At 63.9% G+C, this 17,037-nt stretch carries 16 protein-coding genes; 8 read left to right on the top strand and 8 right to left on the bottom strand.

The features are described from left to right. Positions 1–55: 55 nt before the first annotated feature. The 4 genes from AAIH46_RS05185 to AAIH46_RS05170 all read left to right on the top strand — a co-directional run bounded on the left by AAIH46_RS05185 (position 56) and on the right by AAIH46_RS05170 (position 2,847). The gene (locus AAIH46_RS05185) at positions 56–310 is read left to right on the top strand and encodes an antitoxin (RefSeq protein ID WP_430304545.1); all 255 of its coding nucleotides are present in this window, start codon (positions 56–58) and stop codon (positions 308–310) included. Next, positions 267–707 carry a PIN domain-containing protein gene (locus AAIH46_RS05180; protein WP_430304544.1) on the top strand — a complete coding sequence of 147 codons (441 nt, stop codon included), beginning with the start codon at positions 267–269 and terminating at the stop codon, positions 705–707. The genes AAIH46_RS05185 and AAIH46_RS05180 overlap by 44 nt, the downstream gene beginning before the upstream one ends. 23 nt (positions 708–730) lie before the next feature. Further along, entirely contained in the window at positions 731–2,185 is a 1,455-nt protein-coding gene (locus AAIH46_RS05175) for a glutamate synthase subunit beta (protein WP_430305008.1), read from the top strand. 74 nt (positions 2,186–2,259) lie between these two features. After that, positions 2,260–2,847 (top strand): nucleoside 2-deoxyribosyltransferase, encoded by a 588-nt coding sequence (locus AAIH46_RS05170; protein ID WP_430304543.1) that lies wholly within the window; start codon positions 2,260–2,262, stop codon positions 2,845–2,847. 7 nt (positions 2,848–2,854) lie between these two features. Here the strand turns inward: AAIH46_RS05170 and AAIH46_RS05165 are convergent, their stop codons facing one another. Next, the gene (locus AAIH46_RS05165) at positions 2,855–4,039 is read right to left on the bottom strand and encodes an SGNH/GDSL hydrolase family protein (protein ID WP_430304542.1); all 1,185 of its coding nucleotides are present in this window, start codon (positions 4,037–4,039) and stop codon (positions 2,855–2,857) included. A 77-nt stretch (positions 4,040–4,116) separates the two neighbouring features. Further along, the gene (locus AAIH46_RS05160) at positions 4,117–5,280 is read right to left on the bottom strand and encodes a lytic murein transglycosylase (RefSeq protein WP_430305007.1); all 1,164 of its coding nucleotides are present in this window, start codon (positions 5,278–5,280) and stop codon (positions 4,117–4,119) included. 323 nt (positions 5,281–5,603) lie between these two features. Between AAIH46_RS05160 and galU the strand changes: the two genes are divergently transcribed. Further along, complete coding sequence (gene galU, locus AAIH46_RS05155; RefSeq protein WP_430304541.1) at positions 5,604–6,488, top strand: UTP--glucose-1-phosphate uridylyltransferase GalU; 885 nt, start codon at positions 5,604–5,606, stop codon at positions 6,486–6,488. Positions 6,489–6,576: 88 nt separating this feature from the next. Here galU and AAIH46_RS05150 read toward each other — a convergent pair whose 3' ends face one another. Next, positions 6,577–8,154 carry an outer membrane beta-barrel protein gene (locus AAIH46_RS05150; RefSeq protein ID WP_430304540.1) on the bottom strand — a complete coding sequence of 526 codons (1,578 nt, stop codon included), beginning with the start codon at positions 8,152–8,154 and terminating at the stop codon, positions 6,577–6,579. 129 nt (positions 8,155–8,283) lie between these two features. Between AAIH46_RS05150 and AAIH46_RS05145 the strand changes: the two genes are divergently transcribed. Then, entirely contained in the window at positions 8,284–9,279 is a 996-nt protein-coding gene (locus AAIH46_RS05145; protein WP_430304539.1) for a KpsF/GutQ family sugar-phosphate isomerase, read from the top strand. Between the two features lie 16 nt (positions 9,280–9,295). Here AAIH46_RS05145 and AAIH46_RS05140 read toward each other — a convergent pair whose 3' ends face one another. Together AAIH46_RS05140 and AAIH46_RS05135 are read right to left on the bottom strand one after the other, a co-directional pair. Further along, on the bottom strand, positions 9,296–9,757 hold the full coding sequence (locus tag AAIH46_RS05140) for an NfeD family protein (RefSeq protein ID WP_430304538.1): 462 nt from the start codon (positions 9,755–9,757) through the stop codon (positions 9,296–9,298). Further along, a complete protein-coding gene (locus AAIH46_RS05135) occupies positions 9,754–10,770 on the bottom strand; it encodes an SPFH domain-containing protein (RefSeq protein ID WP_430304537.1) in 1,017 nt (338 codons plus the stop codon). Before AAIH46_RS05135 ends, AAIH46_RS05140 begins: the two co-directional genes overlap by 4 nt. Before the next feature lie 197 nt (positions 10,771–10,967). On the opposite strand from AAIH46_RS05135, the gene queC reads away from it, so the two are divergent. Further along, positions 10,968–11,687 (top strand): 7-cyano-7-deazaguanine synthase QueC, encoded by a 720-nt coding sequence (gene queC / locus AAIH46_RS05130; RefSeq protein ID WP_430304536.1) that lies wholly within the window; start codon positions 10,968–10,970, stop codon positions 11,685–11,687. Positions 11,688–11,977: 290 nt separating this feature from the next. Then, positions 11,978–12,880, top strand: a complete 903-nt coding sequence (locus tag AAIH46_RS05125) for a GGDEF domain-containing protein (RefSeq protein ID WP_430304535.1) — start codon at positions 11,978–11,980, stop codon at positions 12,878–12,880. An 82-nt stretch (positions 12,881–12,962) separates the two neighbouring features. Here the strand turns inward: AAIH46_RS05125 and hemH are convergent, their stop codons facing one another. From hemH to omp10, 3 genes are all read right to left on the bottom strand, one after another. Further along, a complete protein-coding gene (gene hemH / locus AAIH46_RS05120; protein WP_430305006.1) occupies positions 12,963–13,997 on the bottom strand; it encodes a ferrochelatase in 1,035 nt (344 codons plus the stop codon). A gap of 153 nt (positions 13,998–14,150) precedes the next feature. Further along, positions 14,151–16,133, bottom strand: a complete 1,983-nt coding sequence (locus AAIH46_RS05115; protein ID WP_430304534.1) for a 5'-nucleotidase C-terminal domain-containing protein — start codon at positions 16,131–16,133, stop codon at positions 14,151–14,153. Between the two features lie 208 nt (positions 16,134–16,341). Then, positions 16,342–16,707 carry an outer membrane lipoprotein Omp10 gene (gene omp10, locus AAIH46_RS05110; protein WP_430304533.1) on the bottom strand — a complete coding sequence of 122 codons (366 nt, stop codon included), beginning with the start codon at positions 16,705–16,707 and terminating at the stop codon, positions 16,342–16,344. Positions 16,708–17,037: the final 330 nt, after the last annotated feature.

Raw genomic sequence — 17,037 nt, 5'->3', positions numbered from 1 at the left:
GCTCTCGAGCATCTTGTGATATGACATTGTCATATCACAAGATGGAGGTTACGAGATGGATGCGCGCGAAGAGCGAGAAGTGAGCATTTTTCGCAACGGACGTAGCCGGGCGGTTCGGATCCCGGCCGAGTTCGATATCCCGGCCGATAGTATGTTGATCTCCCAGGATAGGGACGGTGTGATTCACATGCGGCCAAAGCTGGAAAAGAAGTCATTGGCCGAGGTTTTCGACTGGCTTGCTGAGCAGGAGCCCCTCGATATCCCGGATGTCGAAGACTATCCGCCCGAACCGGTCGACTTGGAAAAGTGAGATGGCGTATCTTCTGGATACAAACGTCATTTCGAATGTCATGCGGCAACCGCTCGGAACCGCTGCCAATCGCATGAGAGGATGCCGATCGGGCGAGTTGCTCACCAGTGTTCTAGTGCAGGCGGAGGTTCGCTTCGGCTACACGAAGAGCGGGGTCTTGCGCCACAAGATCGCCGCGGAGGCAATTCTACAGCACCTCCGGGTCGAGGATTGGTGTGCGCCTGCGGATGTTGCCTATGCGGCACTGCGCAGCGAGCTCGAAAAGACAGGCCCCTCCATGGGGCAGATCGATATGCTGATAGCGGCGCATGCGCTGGTGCTTGATGCGATCGTCGTAACGGACGACAGGGCGTTTTCCCGCGTGCCGGGACTGAAGGTTGAAAACTGGCTGCGGTAGCAGCGGATATGAGGGTTGCAGATATGGGCAAGGTTACGGGCTTCATGGAAATTGACCGGCAGGTGGCAAAATACCAGCCGGCCTCGGACCGTATCCGCCATTTCCGCGAATTCGCCATCCCGATGTCGGATGCGGAGGTCACCAAGCAGGCGGCGCGCTGCATGGACTGCGGCATCCCTTATTGCCACGGACCGACCGGCTGTCCGGTGCACAACCAGATCCCGGACTGGAACGACCTCGTCTACAACAACAAGTGGGAGGAGGCGATCCGCAACCTCCACTCCACCAACAACTTTCCGGAATTCACCGGCCGCGTCTGCCCGGCGCCGTGCGAAGAAGCCTGCACGCTGAACCTCGAAGATGCGCCGGTCGCCATCAAGACGGTCGAGCAGGCGATTGCCGACAAGGCCTATGAGCTCGGCTTCATCGCGCCGCAGCCTGCCACCATCCATACCGGCAAGAAGGTCGCCGTCATCGGGTCCGGCCCTGCCGGCCTGGCGGCCGCCCAGCAGCTCGGCCGTGCCGGCCACGAGGTGCATGTCTTCGAGCGCGAAAGCAAGCCCGGCGGGCTGCTGCGCTACGGCATTCCCGACTTCAAGATGGAGAAGAACTTCATCGATCGCCGCGTCGAACAGATCAAGGGCGAGGGCGTCACCTTCCATTGCGGCGTCAATGTCGGCGTCGACATGACGATGCAGCAGTTGCTCGCCGATCACGATGCGGTCGTCTACTGCGGCGGCTCGGAAACCCCGCGGCCGGCAGGCATCCCGGGCGTCGACCTGCACGGCGTCTATGATGCGATGCCCTATCTGGTGCAGCAGAACCGCCGCGTCGGACGCGAGAACATCGACAGCGTCGGCTGGCCGTCGGAGCCGATCCTGGCCGGCGCCAAGCATGTCGTCGTCGTCGGCGGCGGCGATACGGCGTCCGACTGCGTCGGCACCGCGTTTCGCCAGGGCGCCGTCAAGGTGACCCAGCTCGACATCCGCCCGATGCCGCCGGAAAAGGAAGACAAGCTCGCCGTCTGGCCGTTCTGGGCGACCAAGATGCGCACTTCGTCCAGCCAGGCAGAGGGTGCCAACCGAGAATTCCAGGTCGCGACGCTGGAATTCGTCGGCGAGGAAGGCCAATTGACCGGCGTACGTTGCTGCCAGGTGGACGAGCGCCGCAAGCCGATCGCCGGCACCGACTTCATCATCAAGGCCGATCTCGCCTTCATCGCCATCGGCTTCTCCGGCCCCGCCAAGGATGGGGTGCTGACCGAGATGGACGGCGTGCTGGAGCTGAACACCGACCGCCGCGGCTCGACCAATGTCGTTGCCAACGAGCGCGACTACCGCACCTCGGTGGACAAGCTCTGGGCCGCCGGCGACGTTCGCCGCGGCCAGTCGCTGGTTGTCTGGGCGATCCGCGAAGGCCGCCAGGCGGCACGGGCCGTCGACCAGGCGCTGATGGGCAGCACCGTCCTGCCGGCCTGATCAACCTCGTCTCCCCTCAGCCCGGCCACCCGCCGGGCTGATTTCGTTTTGCCAGACCGCTGCCGGGGCCGGACATGACCGTGAAACTGTACCTTGCCGGCCCTGAAGTCTTCTTGCCGAATGCCCGCGAGATCCTCGATGCGAAGGCGGCGATGACGCGCGAATACGGTTTCGAGCCGATCTGCCCGGGAGACATCTTCATCGAGCCGGCGCCGACACGCCACGAATTCGGCCTGAAGATCAGCGCCGTCGACGAGGCGATGATGGATCGCGCCGACGGCGTGATCGCCAATCTTACTCCGTTTCGGGGCATCGCCGCCGATGTCGGAACGGCGTTCGAACTCGGCTACATGTGCGCGCAGGGCAAGCTGGTCGCCGCCTACACGAACATGACCGCCAACCATTTTGGGCGGACCCGCGACTACTATGCCGGCGATGTGCGGGAAGGATCGGACGGCCGCAAGCGCGGGCCGGACGGGCTGTCGATCGAGGATGTCGAGATGATCGACAACCTGATGCTGGATGGCGGCATCAGGCGCCGGGGTGGACATATCGCGGTTCACGACGCGGAACCGGACGCACTCTATAGCGACCTGACGGGCTTCAAGGAGTGTCTCTCGATGCTCGCCGACGCGCGCCTGCCGGAAGCCGGGCGCCGTTAGTGTACCGTCAGGGCGTGGTGCCGGTCACGGTGGCGCTGTAATAGTCGACCCGCCCGACAGGCGCTTCCGGCAGCTGGCCCCTGGTGAGCAGCAGGTTGCGGGGCGTCTCGGTGATTGACGGCTGCGGCGAGGTTCCGCCGAGGAGGTCGCTTCCGCCGTCGAGTTCCGGATCGGAGAGGCTGATCGGCTGGCTCGGCACCGCCGCTTCGGCTTCCGGCGGCAGGCTCGACAGGATCGGCAGATTGCCGGCATCGAGGCGAATGAGATCGCCGATACCAAGCTCGCCCAGATGACGGCGCGCGACCTTTTCCACATAGAAGGCGAGCTTGCGCTTGCCGGCTTCGGTAAAGCCGATGCCGTCGGCGCTGCGCAGCCTGACCTGCTGGCCGTTGATATCCGAGCCGGTGACGATGAACTGGCCGCTTTCGCTGACAAAGCCGTCCCAGATGTCGATGAACTCTCCGCCGGCCTTTTCGACCGCCTGCCGATAGATGCCGTTGAGGGTGACGGCGTCGGCGGTCAGCGACGGTGACTGAAATGCCGGCAGGCCGACCCACAGCAGCGGCAGCTTCTGCTGCTGAACGAGGGCGGCGACGCGCCCAACGCGCGCATCATATTCGGCAAGCCAGGCATCGGTGCGAAATTTCTCACGCGTTTCGCCGATGGTCATCGCCTGCCGGTCGTTGGCGCCGATCATCACCACAACCATCGCCGGCTTGAATTCGTTCATCAGTGCCGGCAATTCCTGCGGCCAGTCGTGGAAATCCTGGCGAACGAGACCGGAGGAACCGGATCCCTTCTCGACCACGAGGACCGAAGGATCCTCGGCAAAGGCGGCTTCCAGCCCCTTGGCGACGCCCAGCGCGGTAAAGTCGCCGACCACCAGGATCTTGCGGGCATTCTCCATCTTCTCGACCGGCGCCGGTGCCGTCTCGGCCTTCACCGCCGGCGCACGCGCGGCAGGAGCAGCAGGCCGGGAGGGAGAGACGATGGCCGGCTGGCGGCTGCGCTGGCGACGCGGCTCCCGTTCGATGATCGATGGCTGGCGACGTTGCTGCGGCGGGTCGTTGAAGATCATGTCGAACAGCGTCCGCCGCTGCTGGGCGGATGCGGGCGTCAGATCGGCAGCGGCAACGAGGAGAACCGCGCCCATGGCAATGCCGCGGCGAAGGAACAGCCTTCCGCTCAACATCTGCCTCGTCTCCTCTGTTCGCCGCGCCGGCCGTTGATGGCCGACGCCCGCCTATGTGGCGCGCGCCCGGCGGCTCGTCAATTGCGCAAAGCCTTCAGCAGGCCCTTCGACGGTTCGCCATCGCTCTGCATTCCGAGACGCGACTGGATGGCGCTGATGGCGGCCTTCGAGCCGGAACCGAAATTACCGTCGATCTCGCCGTCGTAATAGCCCATTTCCTTCAGCCGGCTCTGCAGCTCGAACTTCTCGCGAATGTCCAGCGTGCCGTTCGGACGCGGCCAGGACTGCATCATGCCGCCATGCCCGGCAATCTCGTCGGCGAGCAGGCCGACCGCGAGCGCGTAGCTATCGGCGGCGTTGTAGCGTTTGACGACGAAGAAGTTCTTCAGCATCAGGAAGGCAGGACCGTTCGATCCGCCGAGCAGCTTCAGTTCGGCGCGATCGCTGGCGCGCGGAAAGCCCTTGCCGTTCGGCCGGATAAAGCCGAGGGCTGCCCACTGCGTCAGGGTCTTCGTCTGCCCGGCATAGCGAGCGGCACCCGCCGGCATGACGGCTTCGTAGCCCCAGGTATGGCCAGACTGCCAGCCGTTCTTCGCCAACAGGTTGGCGGAGGTGGCGAGCGCATCGGGGACCGAGTTCCAGATGTCGCGGTGTCCGTCGCCATCGGCGTCGACGGCGTAGAGCAGGTAGCTCGTCGGGATGAACTGCGTGTGGCCCATGGCGCCGGCCCAGGAACCGGTCAGATGGTTTGGCGTCACGTCGCCCGACTGGAGGATCTTCAGGGCGGCGATCAGCTGGGTGCGGGCAAACTTGGCGCGCTTGGGGTCGGCCCAGGCAAGCGTCGCCAGGGCCTGCGGCACGTGATGCAGCCGGTCGCGGTTTTCGAGGACGGCACCGTAGTTCGATTCCATCGACCAGATGGCGAGCAGGATGTGCTTGTCGACGCCGAAGTGCTTTTCCAGCGCTGCAAGCGTGCGCCCGTGACGCGACAGCATCTCGCGGCCGATCTTGACCGTGTACGGATTGACGCGCGAATCCAGGTAATCCCAGATCTGCGACTTGAACTCCGGCTGGTAGCCGGCCTTGTCAAGCACGTCCTTGTCGGGCCCGCTGATGCCGGCAAACGCCTTGTTATAGGTGGAGCGGCTGATGCCGCTGGCAGCCGCGGTGCCGTAGAATTCGCTGACCCATGCCTTGAAACCTGCGTCGGCTTTGGCATCTATGCCAGTGGTCGCTAACATCAGGGCAGCGAGGGCGGAGAGCGCGAGGCGATGGGTGCTGAGAAGTTTCATCGGCAATCATGTTCCTTCATCTATCCGGTCTCAAACTGTGCCAGGATCGGGAACGACGCCCTGGCTTCGCGACAGGGTAGGATGATAGGTGTCAACAAATTCTTTACCATGTGGACACGCTTTTGTCATTCGTCGTGAAAAGGTACAGATTGACAGCTACCAGCCATGGCGTTCGACGCCGAAGGACAGCCAGCCGTGGCGCTTGACGCCATAAGATTTGCCAGTGGTGGCGCATGACGCCACATGAATTCTAAGTGCTTTAGGAGGCATGAGTGGGACAACAGAAGATCCGTAAAGCCGTATTCCCCGTCGCAGGTCTGGGAACGCGTTTTTTGCCGGCGACCAAAGCCGTCCCGAAGGAAATGCTGACGGTCGTGGACAAGCCCGTCATCCAGTACGTCGTCGATGAAGCTGCGGAAGCCGGAATCGAGCATTTCGTCTTCGTCACCGGCCGCGGCAAAGGGGTCATCGAAGACTACTTCGACATCCAGTTCGAGCTTGAGCAGATGCTGCGCGAGCGCAACAAGAACGCCGAGCTTACGCTTCTCGCCGATCTCCTGCCGACCGCCGGCACGGCGAGCTTCACCCGCCAGCAGGTTCCGCTCGGCCTCGGCCATGCCGTCTGGTGCGCCCGCGACATCGTCGGCGACGAGCCGTTCGCCGTTCTGCTTCCCGACATGATCATGTCGTCGGAGAAGAGCTGCCTCAAGGGCATGGTCGAGGTCTACGACAAGACCGGCGGCAACGTGCTCGCCGTCGAGGAATGCGATCCCGACCAGGCCCACAAGTACGGCATCGTCGGCGTCGGCGACAAGGTCGGCGACGAAGGCTTCAAGATCACCAAGATGGTCGAGAAGCCGGCCAAGGGCACGGCGCCGTCGAACTTCTTCATCAACGGCCGCTACATCCTTCAGCCGGAGATCTTCAAGATCCTCGAGACGCAGGAACGCGGTGCCGGCAACGAGATCCAGCTCACCGACGGCATGCTGGCGCTTGCCAATTCCCAGGACTTCTCGGCCTACCACTTCAAGGGCGAGACGTACGACTGTGGCGCCAAGGATGGCTTCATTCTCGCCAACCTCGCTTTCGCCCTGAAGCGCGACGACATCCGTCCGCTGATCGAGGGTCCGCTGAAGACGATCACCGGCAGGCTCTGAGCCGCTTCAGCAGCAGATAACGACGTGAAGCCCTGCGGCATGCCGCAGGGCTTTTTTCATGGGCAAATTCGATGAGGAAAGAGCGCCGTCAGCGGCGCAGGCTGATGCCGAGGCCGGCGCGCACCAGATTGCTGTCGGCGCCCGCCGCGCTGTCGGTGTGCTCGTAGCCGACATTGGCGGTGATGTCGAAATAGCGGTTGATGTTCCAGATCAGGCCGGCACCAAGCTGCCAGTTCAGCTCGTCGCGGGTGTTGCGGAAGTCCCGCAGCGTCGTCGAGGCGGTCAGGCGCCCGGTCAGGTCGTCGCGCAGCAGATGCGAAAGGCCGGAGCTCAGCTGGTAGTCGATCCAGCCGCTTTCGCCGGGCGTGGTGGAATCCTGAACGGTTGTGCGCAGGCCAAGATCGACATCGGTGCCACGGTGCGGCGACCAGATGACCGAACCATCGGCGGTCAGGGCCTCAAGCGATCTCAGCCGCGTGTCCTCGTAATCAACAACCGCGTAGCCGACGCCGAGTTCGCCGCGCAGTTTCTCGCCGAAATCGAACTGCACGCCACCGCGGCCGCCATAGCTGTCGGACGAGCGGGCGTAGCCCGACGCGTCGAGCTCGTTGTCGTAGCGCGCCTTGCCGAGCGTCGCCTCGATGAACGGGATGAGTGCCGGAGAGATCTCGTAGCCCAGCCGCAATCGGCCTTCGACGGCGGTGCGGTCGCGTTCGGCAAGCGAGAAGGTCGTGCCGTCGGTCAGCCTTGCGTTACCATAGACGGTGCGCGTGGCGGCAATTGCCGCAGTGCCGCGCAGAATGCCGAGGTCTCGCTCCAGAGAGGCGCCGCCGGTATAGCGGTTGACGCCGGCCTGCGTGGCAGCGCCCGATACCGCGTTCGGATCATTGGTGTCCTCACGCTCGAAGGCATAGCCGCCGGTTACGTGGCCGATGGTGTCGTCGGCGAAATCGAGCCGCAGGTCGCCATCGATCCGACCTTCGGGCTTCGTCGCGCCACTGCCGCTGATGTTGCGCTCATAGGTGCCCTCGCCGGTGACGGTGAGCGCGTGCCGCGCCCAGTCGGAGGTGAGGGAGAGGTTGCCGGTCGTCGCCAGATAACTGCGCCGGATGTCGGTGCCGGCGGTTTTCGTCCGCTCCGTGTTGATGCTCTCGTTGACGGTCGGGCGCAGCGTGAACGAGCCGAGCCGGACGCCCATGCCATCGTCGCGCGACAGCGGCGTATCGCCGGCTTCGATCGCCGTTTCGGCCGGATTTTGCGGTGCCTCGATCAGCTGGTTGATGTCGTCGGCGTCAAGGCTGTCGGCACCGTCGAGCGGAGCACCCTGCAGCATGCCGCCTCCGCGCAGGGCCGTGCTGCCGATCGACGATGATGTAGTGGTGTTGGTGGACGACGAGCCAGTCGCGGACCGACTGTCTGCGTCGTCTGTCGCGCCCAAGGTGTCTGTGCCGATGCCGGATGCCGAATAGGGCGGCTGGGCAGCGGCGGTCGTGCTGCGCGATGCGCCGGCGGGTCTGGATGTGTCGAAGGGGCTTGCGGCATTCGGGGCAGGGGGGGTCTGCGCCCACGGGCTCGTCGCCGGCAGAAGCACGCTGCAGGCAAGCAGGATGACCACCGGCGCTTTCGGCCGGGCGGTGAAGCCGCCGGGGACTGTCGTGGTCGTCATTGTGCCTGCCTGGCCGTGGAAATGCTTACCCAAACGTAAACCGGTCTGGTTAACGTTTGGTTGAAGAGCAGTCTTGCTCCGTCTGCGCCTCGCATGGACTTTTTCATCGGCCCGCGATAATGCTCCGCCATGACCAGCCAAGCCCTGACAAGCCCCCAAATGGATCCCGTACGATCGGCCCTGCAGACCATCGCCATCGAGAAGCGCGGTCTGGAAGCGCTGGAAGCGGCGCTGAACGGCGAGCTCGCCGAGCCCATGCGGCAGGCGGTCGAGATGATCTCGAAGATCGGCGGAAGGGTGATCGTCACGGGCGTCGGCAAGAGCGGCCATATCGGCGCAAAGCTTGCAGCGACCTTTGCCTCGACGGGCACGCCGGCGTCGTTCGTGCATGCGGCGGAAGCCAATCACGGCGATCTCGGCATGATTGCCGGCAACGACCTGGTGATCGCCCTGTCCAAAGGCGGCGAAAGTGCCGAACTGCGCAGCATCCTTGCCTATACGCGGCGCTTCTCCATCCCGCTCATTTCGCTGACGTGTTCGGCGCAATCCTCGCTGGCGCGCGCCTCGGATCTTGTGCTGTTGCTGCCCAACGAGCAGGAGGCCTGCCCGCACGGCCTGGCGCCCACCACGTCAACACTGATGCAGCTTGCCATCGGCGACGCGCTGGCGATCGCGCTGTTGGAGGCGAGAGGCTTTACCGCCACCGATTTCCACACCTTCCATCCCGGCGGCAAGCTGGGTGCGAGCCTTGCCCATGTGCGCGACATCATGCACACCGGCGAGCGTCTGCCGATCGTTTCGCGCGGCACACCGATGACGCAGGCTGTCGTCACCCTGTCGCACAAGCACTTCGGCTGCGTCATCGTGCTGGAGGAAGACGGAACGCTGGCCGGGATCGTCACGGAAGGCGATATCGCCCGTCACCTGACGCGCAATCTGGGGGCTCTCTGCGTCGACGACATCATGACCGCTGCGCCGAAGACGGTCGGGCCGGAGACGCTGGCGACTGCGGCGCTGGCGCTGATCAACAAGCACAGCATCGGCGCGCTGGTCGTCATCGACGAGACGCGCCGGCCGCTCGGGCTCGTGCATTTCCACGACCTGCTGCGGATCGGCGTCGCCTGAAGGCTGTCGCTGCGCCTCAGGCGATCGGCTCGACCAGCAGTTCGCTGCCCGTCCAATCCGCCACCCGCACCCGCATGCCGGCCGGCAGGTCCGGCCCAGAGACCGACCACCAAGTATCGTCGAGCCGGATGCGGCCGCGTCCCTCGCGGATCGGCTCGGTAAGCGTTGCGGTGCGCCCGACGAGCGAGGCACCGCGGCGATTGAGCAGCGGCTGGTCGCTGGAAGTTTCCGAGCTTGCAAAATACCGGCGGCCGGCAAGCGTAATCGCAGCCGACAGTAGCGCGAACAGGATCAGCTGCAGCTGCCAGCTCCACAGGGCGCTTTCCCAGGCGATGAGCGACACAGCGCCGACCACCAAAGCGGCAAGCCCGATCCAGACGAGAAAGACGCCAGGCGCCACGAGTTCGGCCGCCAGCAGGCAGAGGCCGACGATCCACCAGACCCACGGGCCGAGCCGAATGGCCAGATCGGCGATCATGACCGCGATGCCGGAGGCGTGCGGTCGAGCGGGTTGACGGCCGGCGTCGAGCGGGGCGGCGCCACCCGGCGCGTGGTATTGGCGGCCGCATCGCCGCCGTCGCCGAAGACCTCTCGAGCAATCGCGCCGATGCCGCCCAGCGAGCCGATGAGAGCGGACGCCTCCATCGGCATCAGCACGATCTTCGAGTTGTTGGCGGTGCCGATTGCTGCCATCGCCTCGGTATATTTCTGGGCGACGAAGTAGTTGATGGCGTTGACGTCACCGGCGGCGATCGCCTCGGAGACGACGCGGGTGGCCTTGGCTTCGGCTTCCGCCAGTCGCTCGCGCGCCTCGGCCTGCCGGTAGGCGGCTTCCCGCTCGCCCTCGGCCTGCAGCACGGCTGCCTGCTTGGAGCCTTCGGCGCGCAGGATCTGCGCGTTGCGCGAGCCTTCCGCCTCCAGCACCTGAGCGCGCTTCTCGCGCTCCGCCTTCATCTGCCGACCCATGGATTCGACCAGATCGCGCGGCGGCTGAATATCTTTGATCTCGACGCGCGTGACCTTGATGCCCCAGGGGCCGACGGCCTCGTCGACGACGCGCAGCAGCCTTTCGTTGATCACCTCGCGGTTCGACAACAGTTCGTCGAGATCCATCGAGCCCATCACCGAGCGGATGTTGGTCATCGTCAGGTTCTGGATGGCATTTTCCAGGTTGGAGATCTGGTAGGCGGCCTGCGCCGCGTTGAGGACCTGGTAGAAGGACACCGCGTCGGCGGACACGCTGGCATTGTCCTTGGTGATGACTTCCTGCGTCGGGATGTTGAGCACCTGCTCCATGACGTTCATCCGCGCGCCCGTCCGCTCGATGAAGGGAACGATCAGGTTGAGGCCCGGCTCCAGCGTGCGCGTGTAGCGGCCGAACCGCTCGACCGTATACTGATAGCCTTGCGGCACGGTCTTGATGCCGGCGAACAGGACCAGGATGACGAACACCACGAGGGCGACGACGACGATGTCGAGACCGGAAAACATCTAGGCAACACTCCCTTTGCCACCCGTCAGATGCGCGGGCGGCTTGCCCCTAACATCGGCAACCGGGGCGGGATTGGCAAGGTCTGGAGCCCGGCGGCGGCCTCTGCTGGCAGAGCTTGCATGGGCGTGGCGATCGTCTATGAGGATGGTCTGCCATACCGGTCGCAGCCTACCCGGTCAAAACAAGGACACCCATCATGAAGACACTCGTCGTCTGCTCCGGCGGACTGGATTCCGTTTCGCTTGCCTACAAGATTGCCGCGGAACAGGACCTGGTCGGCCTGATTTCCTTTGATTACGGCCAACGGCACAGCAAGGAACTGGCCTATGCGGCGCGGGCTGCCGAGTGCCTCGATGTGCCGCATCAGATCATCGACATCACCGCGATCGGAGCGCACCTCAGCGGCTCGGCACTGACCGACGACATCGACGTACCGGACGGTCACTACGCCGAGGAGACGATGAAGGTGACCGTCGTTCCCAACCGCAATGCGATGATGCTCAGCATCGCCTTCGGGGTCGCGGCCGCAAGTCAGGCGGAGGCAGTGGCCGTTGCGGTGCACGGCGGCGATCACTTCATCTATCCCGATTGCCGGCCGGGTTTCATCGACAGCTTTCAGGCGATGCAGGATCAGGCGCTGGACGGCTATGCGCAGGTTAAGCTGCAGGCGCCGTTCGTCGCCGGTTCGAAGGCCGACATCGTGACCGAAGGTGCACGGCATGGCACGCCGTTTGCCGAAACGTGGTCCTGCTACAAGGGCGGCGCGCTTCACTGCGGCCGCTGCGGCACCTGCGTAGAGCGCCGCGAAGCTTTCCATATTGCTGGCGTCGAGGATCCGACGCAGTACGAGGACGCGGATTTCTGGAAAACTGCCACCGCGGATGGCGGCAAGGGTTTTCGCGCCGAGGAGGTCTAGTCCGTTTGGCTGCGAAGGGTGCGTCTCTTTGCGGCACAGCCTACTACCGACACCGGCCCCATCTGCAGAGGTTTCGCCGGCCGGCCGGTGCATCAATGCACTTGTTAAGGCGCGCCATAAGTGGCTGATACGCCTCACGGTTGATAAGTGACTGCTAACGAAAGCGATTTGTGGAAAAGGCCCTTGGCGAACGCGGTTTTGATCGAAACCGAACGATCCGGTTAACCTTCCGTTTGCGGTCTGCGCCTAGCGTCCGTCGGCCTGAGATTTCTCAGAAGGAGATATTCGGAATGAATCCGAAACTGTTGCTGGGCACTATTCGCAATTCGCTGATGGCCCGGATTTTCGGCATGTGCTTCATTGCCATTCACCTGCCGCTGGTTGTCGCAATCCTCTATCTGGCCAGCGGATTTGCGTCGCATCCGGTATCGATCGTCACTGTCCTGCTTGTCGCGACACTGGTCGGCACAGTTGCCTGTCTCTCCGGCCTTTGGTGGTTCATCCGGCCGCTGAAGGTGCTGGTCGGCGCCATCGAGCGCTACCATGTCGACGGCACGCCGGTGCGTCTCGCGCTTCGTCGCAACGATGAGGTGGGCGTTCTTGCCCGCTCCGTCAGCAGCACCATGTCCGAACTCGACGGTTTGACGAAGAAGCTCCGGCACCAGGCGACGACAGACACACTGACGGGTCTCGGCAATCGCCGATCTCTCACCGAACGTGTCGCCAGCGAGCAGGCGCGCGCAGCCCGCGAAGGCGTGCCTGTGACCGTGGTGCTGTTCGACCTCGATCGCTTCAAGGAGATCAACGACAATTACGGACACGATGTCGGTGACAGCGTGCTGATGGCCATCGGCGAGGTGGTGCGCGACAATCTGCGCCGCTACGATGCCGGCGCCCGGATCGGCGGCGAGGAATTCTGTCTGATGCTGCCGCGGACCCGCGAAAGCGACGGCCTGGCGATTGCCGACCGTTACCGGAAGCAGTTCGAGCGGACCATCGTTCCGCCGCTGATGAAAGGGCGCATCACCGCGAGCTTCGGCGTCTACGAGGCGGCACCGGGCGAAAGCCTGCAGCAGATGCTCAGATGCGCCGACGAGGCGCTCTACCGCTCGAAGCAGGCCGGTCGCAATCGCGTCTCCCGCTACACTTCGGCCAACAGGCAGGGCGAGCCGCCGCACCTCAACCCGCGCTGATGGCGCGGCCGGTATCCGCCGGCCTGTCGCCGGGCCGGCATCTTCTCCAGCCGGAACGCAGAGCAGCGTGAGGCGCGAAGCCTCACAGCCAGCCTTGCAGTTCTCGCCGCACGACGTTTTCAAGCACGCGCATTCCGTCGGCGCTGTCGTTCAGACACGGGATGTGGGCAAACTTTTCCCCGCCATTGTGGAGGAATGTCTCGCCGGCTTCCTCGGCGATTTCCTCGAGCGTTTCGAGACAGTCGGAGACAAAGCCGGGATTGAGGATGGCGATCCGCTTTACGCCGTCCTGCGCCAGCTTCTCCACCGTCTTGTCGGTATAGGGCTGCAGCCATTCCTCCGGCCCGAAGCGCGACTGGAAGGTCACCATCAGCTTTTCCTTCGACCAGCCGAGGCGGTCGCGCAGCAGTCGTGTCGTCTTGTAGCACTGGCAGTGGTAGGGATCGCCCTTCTTGAAGTAGGACACCGGGATGCCGTGATAGGAGGTCAGGACAACCTCCGGCTCCCAGTCGAGCCCGGCCAGGTGCTGTTCGATCGAGTTGGCCAGCGCGTCGATATAGACCGGATCATCGGCATATTGCGGAACCGTCCGCAGCGCCGGCTGCCAGCGCATCTTCAGCAGTGCCTTGAACGCCTCGTCGTTCACAGTGGCCGTGGTGGCGGCCGCATATTGCGGATAGAGCGGGAAGAGCAGGATTTTTTCGCAGCCGGCCTTCTGCATCTCGTTCATCTTCGCCTGGATGGCCGGCTGACCGTAACGCATCGCCCAGTCGACATGCACATGCGGGCTGTCCCTGAAGCTCTCCGCCAGCTTTTCCGCCTGGTTGCGGGTGTAGGTGCGCAGATAGCTTTCGTCGAGATCGCGGTTCCAGATCGACTCGTAGGCCTTGCCGACCTTCTGCGGCCGCTTGTTGAGCACGATGCCGTAGAGGATCGGGTACCAGTAGAGCCGCGACCACTCGATGACGCGCTTGTCGGACAGGAACTCGGCGAGGTAGCGTCGCATCGACCAGTAGTCGGTGCCATCCGGCGTCCCGAGATTGACGAGCAGCACGCCGACCTTGCCGAAGCGGACGTCAGGATGGTCGGACGGCAGGTGGACTGCGGAAGCATTCATCATCAAGTCATTCCTGGAAAACGAAGAGGGGCAAAGCGTTCTACGGGAGAGCCTCGCCGACGGTTCTATGTAGAAACAAAAAACGGCCCGGGGAAGCCCCGAGCCGTTCTGCAGGTTGTGACATGTCGTCCATGAAGGGACGACGATTGCCAATCAGTTCGCCGGAAGCTGCAGCTCGGCGCCGATGGCGATGATGTTCGGGTTGCGCAGCGTGTTGGCGCCGGCGATCTTCGTCCACTCCTCGCCATTGCCGTAGGTCGTTTCGGCGATCTTCCACAGCGAATCGCCCTTGACCACGGTGTAGGTCTTCGGGCCGGCCGGAGCTGCGGGAGCAGCAGCGGTGGTCGCAGCCGGAGCTGGTGCTGCCGGAGCGGCAGGTGCAGGTGCCGCCGGCGCAGGGGTTGCCGGGGCAGGTGCTGCTGGAGCCGGAGCCGCCGGAGCAGGTGCGGCAGGCGCTTGAGCGGTGGTGCCGGCCGGCGGGGCGGCAGGAGCAGGCTTCGGTGCCGGCTTGTAATCGGCCGGCGTCAGGTCAGTGATGCGGCCGTCGGTGTAGGGCTTGTACGGATTGTGGGCGGCGAGGTAGTCGGCGGTCGCCTGTTCGAGGTTCGGACCGAAGTCGTAGGCGTTCTGCGAAGCAGTCGCGAAGATCTTGTAGCCGTCGCCGCCGCCGCGGACGTAGTTGTTGGTGACGACGCCGTAGGTCTTGGCCGGGTCCATGGCAACGAAGGCATCGCCTTCCTTGACCTGCACGTCGCTGATGCGGCTGCCGACCGGCTTTGACTTATCGAACGAGAACTTCATGCCGGCGACCTGCGGGAAGCGTCCGCCTCCGTCGTCGATCTGGCTGACGCCGTTCTCGAGCGCGGTGACGAGGTCGGCACCCTTGATCTGGAAGGTGGCGACGGTGTTCTGGAACGGCAGGACCGTCAGCACTTCACCCATGGTGATCTCGCCAGCATCGATCGAGGCGCGCAGGCCGCCGCCGTTCTGGATCGAGATGGTGATGCCCTGGTCCTTGACGCGGTCGAGCTGCGCATCGGCGAGCAGATTGCCCATCGTGCATTCCTTGGCGCGGCAGCTGCGGCGGTCGCCGTCGATGGCGGATTCGGCGCTGCCGACGACCTTCTTCTTCAGCTCCTCGATCGGCGCCTTCAGTTCGTTGATGCGGGTGACGGTGGCGGCATCCGGGGTGAACTTGGAATCGACCGGGATCGGCTCGCCATCGGCGGACTTCACGACGCCGGCATCATCGAACACGACCTTCAGGTCGCCCAGATAGCGCGAGTACTGGAAGGCCTGGACCACCGGAACCTTGTAGCCGCCGGGATTGTCCACCCAGGTCGGGTAGGGGCCTTCGGCGCCCTTCACCGTGTTTGACAGCAGCGTGTGGGTGTGGCCGCCGACAACGACGTCGACATCCGGGACCTTGGCGATGAAGGAGAGGTCGCGCGGATAGCCGACATGGGTGAGCGCGATGATCTTGGTTACGCCCTCGGCTTTCACCGCCTTCACGGCATCGGTAATCTTGGCGATGTCGTCTGCGATGGTGACGTTGGGACCGGGATTGGCGATGTCCGGCGTATCGTTGGTGACCGCGCCGACGATGCCGATCTTCTGGCCGCCGACGTTCAGGACGATATAGGGCTTGATGCGATCGCCGATCTTCGAGGCTGCACTGGGCACCACGTTGGCGGTGACGACCGGGAACTGGATCTTGTCGAGGAAGGTGGCCAGCACGTCGTCCGAATCGTCGAATTCATGATTGCCGACGGTCATCGCGTCGAACTTCATGGCGTTCAGCATCTCGGCTTCGGTGGCGCCCTTGTAGGTCGTGTAGAACAGCGAGCCCTGGAAATTGTCACCGGCGTTGAGCAGCAGGACGTTCTTGTTGTCGGCCTTCAGGGCGTCGCGCGTCTGGTTGATCGCCGTCAGCAGGCGAGCCGCTCCGCCGAAGCATTCGTTCTTGCCTTCTTCTTCGGCCGAGCAGGTGCTGTCGGACTTGTTGACCGACTCGATGCGCGAGTGGAAATCGTTAATGTGAAGGATGTTCAGCTCGAAATCGGCGAGCGCTCCGGTTGCGGATAATGCGATCGCCGAAGCGGTCAGCATACCCAGTCCAAGCGTCTTCTTCCTCATCGTTACTCTCCTTTTGCAGGCCGCTGTCAAAGGCCCGTTCCGCCTCAATTTAATTATTCAATGTGACAGTCTTGCTGCATGCCATGCTTTCATCAACACAAGTCGTGTTCAAGCTGAAATGTGACAGCATTTTCGTCCGTTGCAGGCGGCGAAACGAGAAAGGCCCCGCGTGAGCAGGGCCTTGCAACGATGCGCGGGAGTGCAGCGATCAGCTGCGTCGCGAAAGCGAGAATTGCGAGCCGCTGTCAGCTGTGCAGTTGAGCTGCGACTGCGAGACGAGCGCGCAGTTGACGCGCGACTGCGTCTGGCGGACGAGCGAGGTCATGTTGATCTCGACAATGCTCGGCTGCGGCTGCGTGTAGGTGCCGCTCGCCAGCAGCGCGTTGTTGTCGGTCGCGCGGGTGCTGAACGTGCCGCCCTGGAACGTCGAGACGATGCCGTTCGGATCGACCCAGGTGCCTTCGACGCCCTGCCGCTGCGGCGCGGTCTGGGCGACGGGCCTCGGCTGCGGGGATGACACACAGGCCGACAGCATTGCCGCAGCCACAAGGGCGAGGCCCACTTTGATCTTCATACTTCGTCTCCAGCGATTCGGCTGTCCGGTCTTGGTGAGCGAACCATGCCGCCCGACACCCATGTAATGCAAGATGCAGGCTTGGGAAGACCCGGCAAAAGGCGGCAGTATCCCCAAAAGAGAAAACCGCCCGCGTTTCCGGCGGACGGTTCCGGGTTATGTGTCGGTCAATGTGTCTGAAGAAGGCCCTCTCTGGCCTGCCGGCCATCTCCCCCACAAGGGGGGAGAGCACCCGGGGGTGATGCCCTGCCCAAATCGAGCCCTGCCGGGGCGGTGACCGCCTGGATGCTCCGCGGTGTCGGCCGGGTTAAGCCCTCCCCCTTGTGGGGA

The sequence above is a fragment of the Rhizobium sp. 0TCS1.26 genome, from assembly GCF_050455525.1.
Taxonomy (GTDB): domain Bacteria; phylum Pseudomonadota; class Alphaproteobacteria; order Rhizobiales; family Rhizobiaceae; genus Neorhizobium.
This window is presented reverse-complemented; position numbering and strand designations above follow the sequence as displayed.

Excerpts from the sequence above, each read along its gene's own strand:
- AAIH46_RS05185 (WP_430304545.1), top strand. The coding sequence starts at position 56 with ATGGATGCGCGCGAAGAGCGAGAAGTGAGCATTTTTCGCAACGGACGT.
- AAIH46_RS05180 (WP_430304544.1), top strand. The coding sequence starts at position 267 with ATGTCGAAGACTATCCGCCCGAACCGGTCGACTTGGAAAAGTGAGATG.
- AAIH46_RS05175 (WP_430305008.1), top strand. The coding sequence starts at position 731 with ATGGGCAAGGTTACGGGCTTCATGGAAATTGACCGGCAGGTGGCAAAA.
- AAIH46_RS05170 (WP_430304543.1), top strand. The coding sequence starts at position 2,260 with ATGACCGTGAAACTGTACCTTGCCGGCCCTGAAGTCTTCTTGCCGAAT.
- AAIH46_RS05165 (WP_430304542.1), bottom strand. The coding sequence starts at position 4,039 with ATGTTGAGCGGAAGGCTGTTCCTTCGCCGCGGCATTGCCATGGGCGCG.
- AAIH46_RS05160 (WP_430305007.1), bottom strand. The coding sequence starts at position 5,280 with ATGTTAGCGACCACTGGCATAGATGCCAAAGCCGACGCAGGTTTCAAG.
- AAIH46_RS05150 (WP_430304540.1), bottom strand. The coding sequence starts at position 8,154 with ATGACGACCACGACAGTCCCCGGCGGCTTCACCGCCCGGCCGAAAGCG.
- AAIH46_RS05145 (WP_430304539.1), top strand. The coding sequence starts at position 8,284 with ATGACCAGCCAAGCCCTGACAAGCCCCCAAATGGATCCCGTACGATCG.
- AAIH46_RS05140 (WP_430304538.1), bottom strand. The coding sequence starts at position 9,757 with ATGATCGCCGATCTGGCCATTCGGCTCGGCCCGTGGGTCTGGTGGATC.
- AAIH46_RS05135 (WP_430304537.1), bottom strand. The coding sequence starts at position 10,770 with ATGTTTTCCGGTCTCGACATCGTCGTCGTCGCCCTCGTGGTGTTCGTC.
- queC (WP_430304536.1), top strand. The coding sequence starts at position 10,968 with ATGAAGACACTCGTCGTCTGCTCCGGCGGACTGGATTCCGTTTCGCTT.
- AAIH46_RS05125 (WP_430304535.1), top strand. The coding sequence starts at position 11,978 with ATGAATCCGAAACTGTTGCTGGGCACTATTCGCAATTCGCTGATGGCC.
- hemH (WP_430305006.1), bottom strand. The coding sequence starts at position 13,997 with ATGAATGCTTCCGCAGTCCACCTGCCGTCCGACCATCCTGACGTCCGC.
- AAIH46_RS05115 (WP_430304534.1), bottom strand. The coding sequence starts at position 16,133 with ATGAGGAAGAAGACGCTTGGACTGGGTATGCTGACCGCTTCGGCGATC.
- omp10 (WP_430304533.1), bottom strand. The coding sequence starts at position 16,707 with ATGAAGATCAAAGTGGGCCTCGCCCTTGTGGCTGCGGCAATGCTGTCG.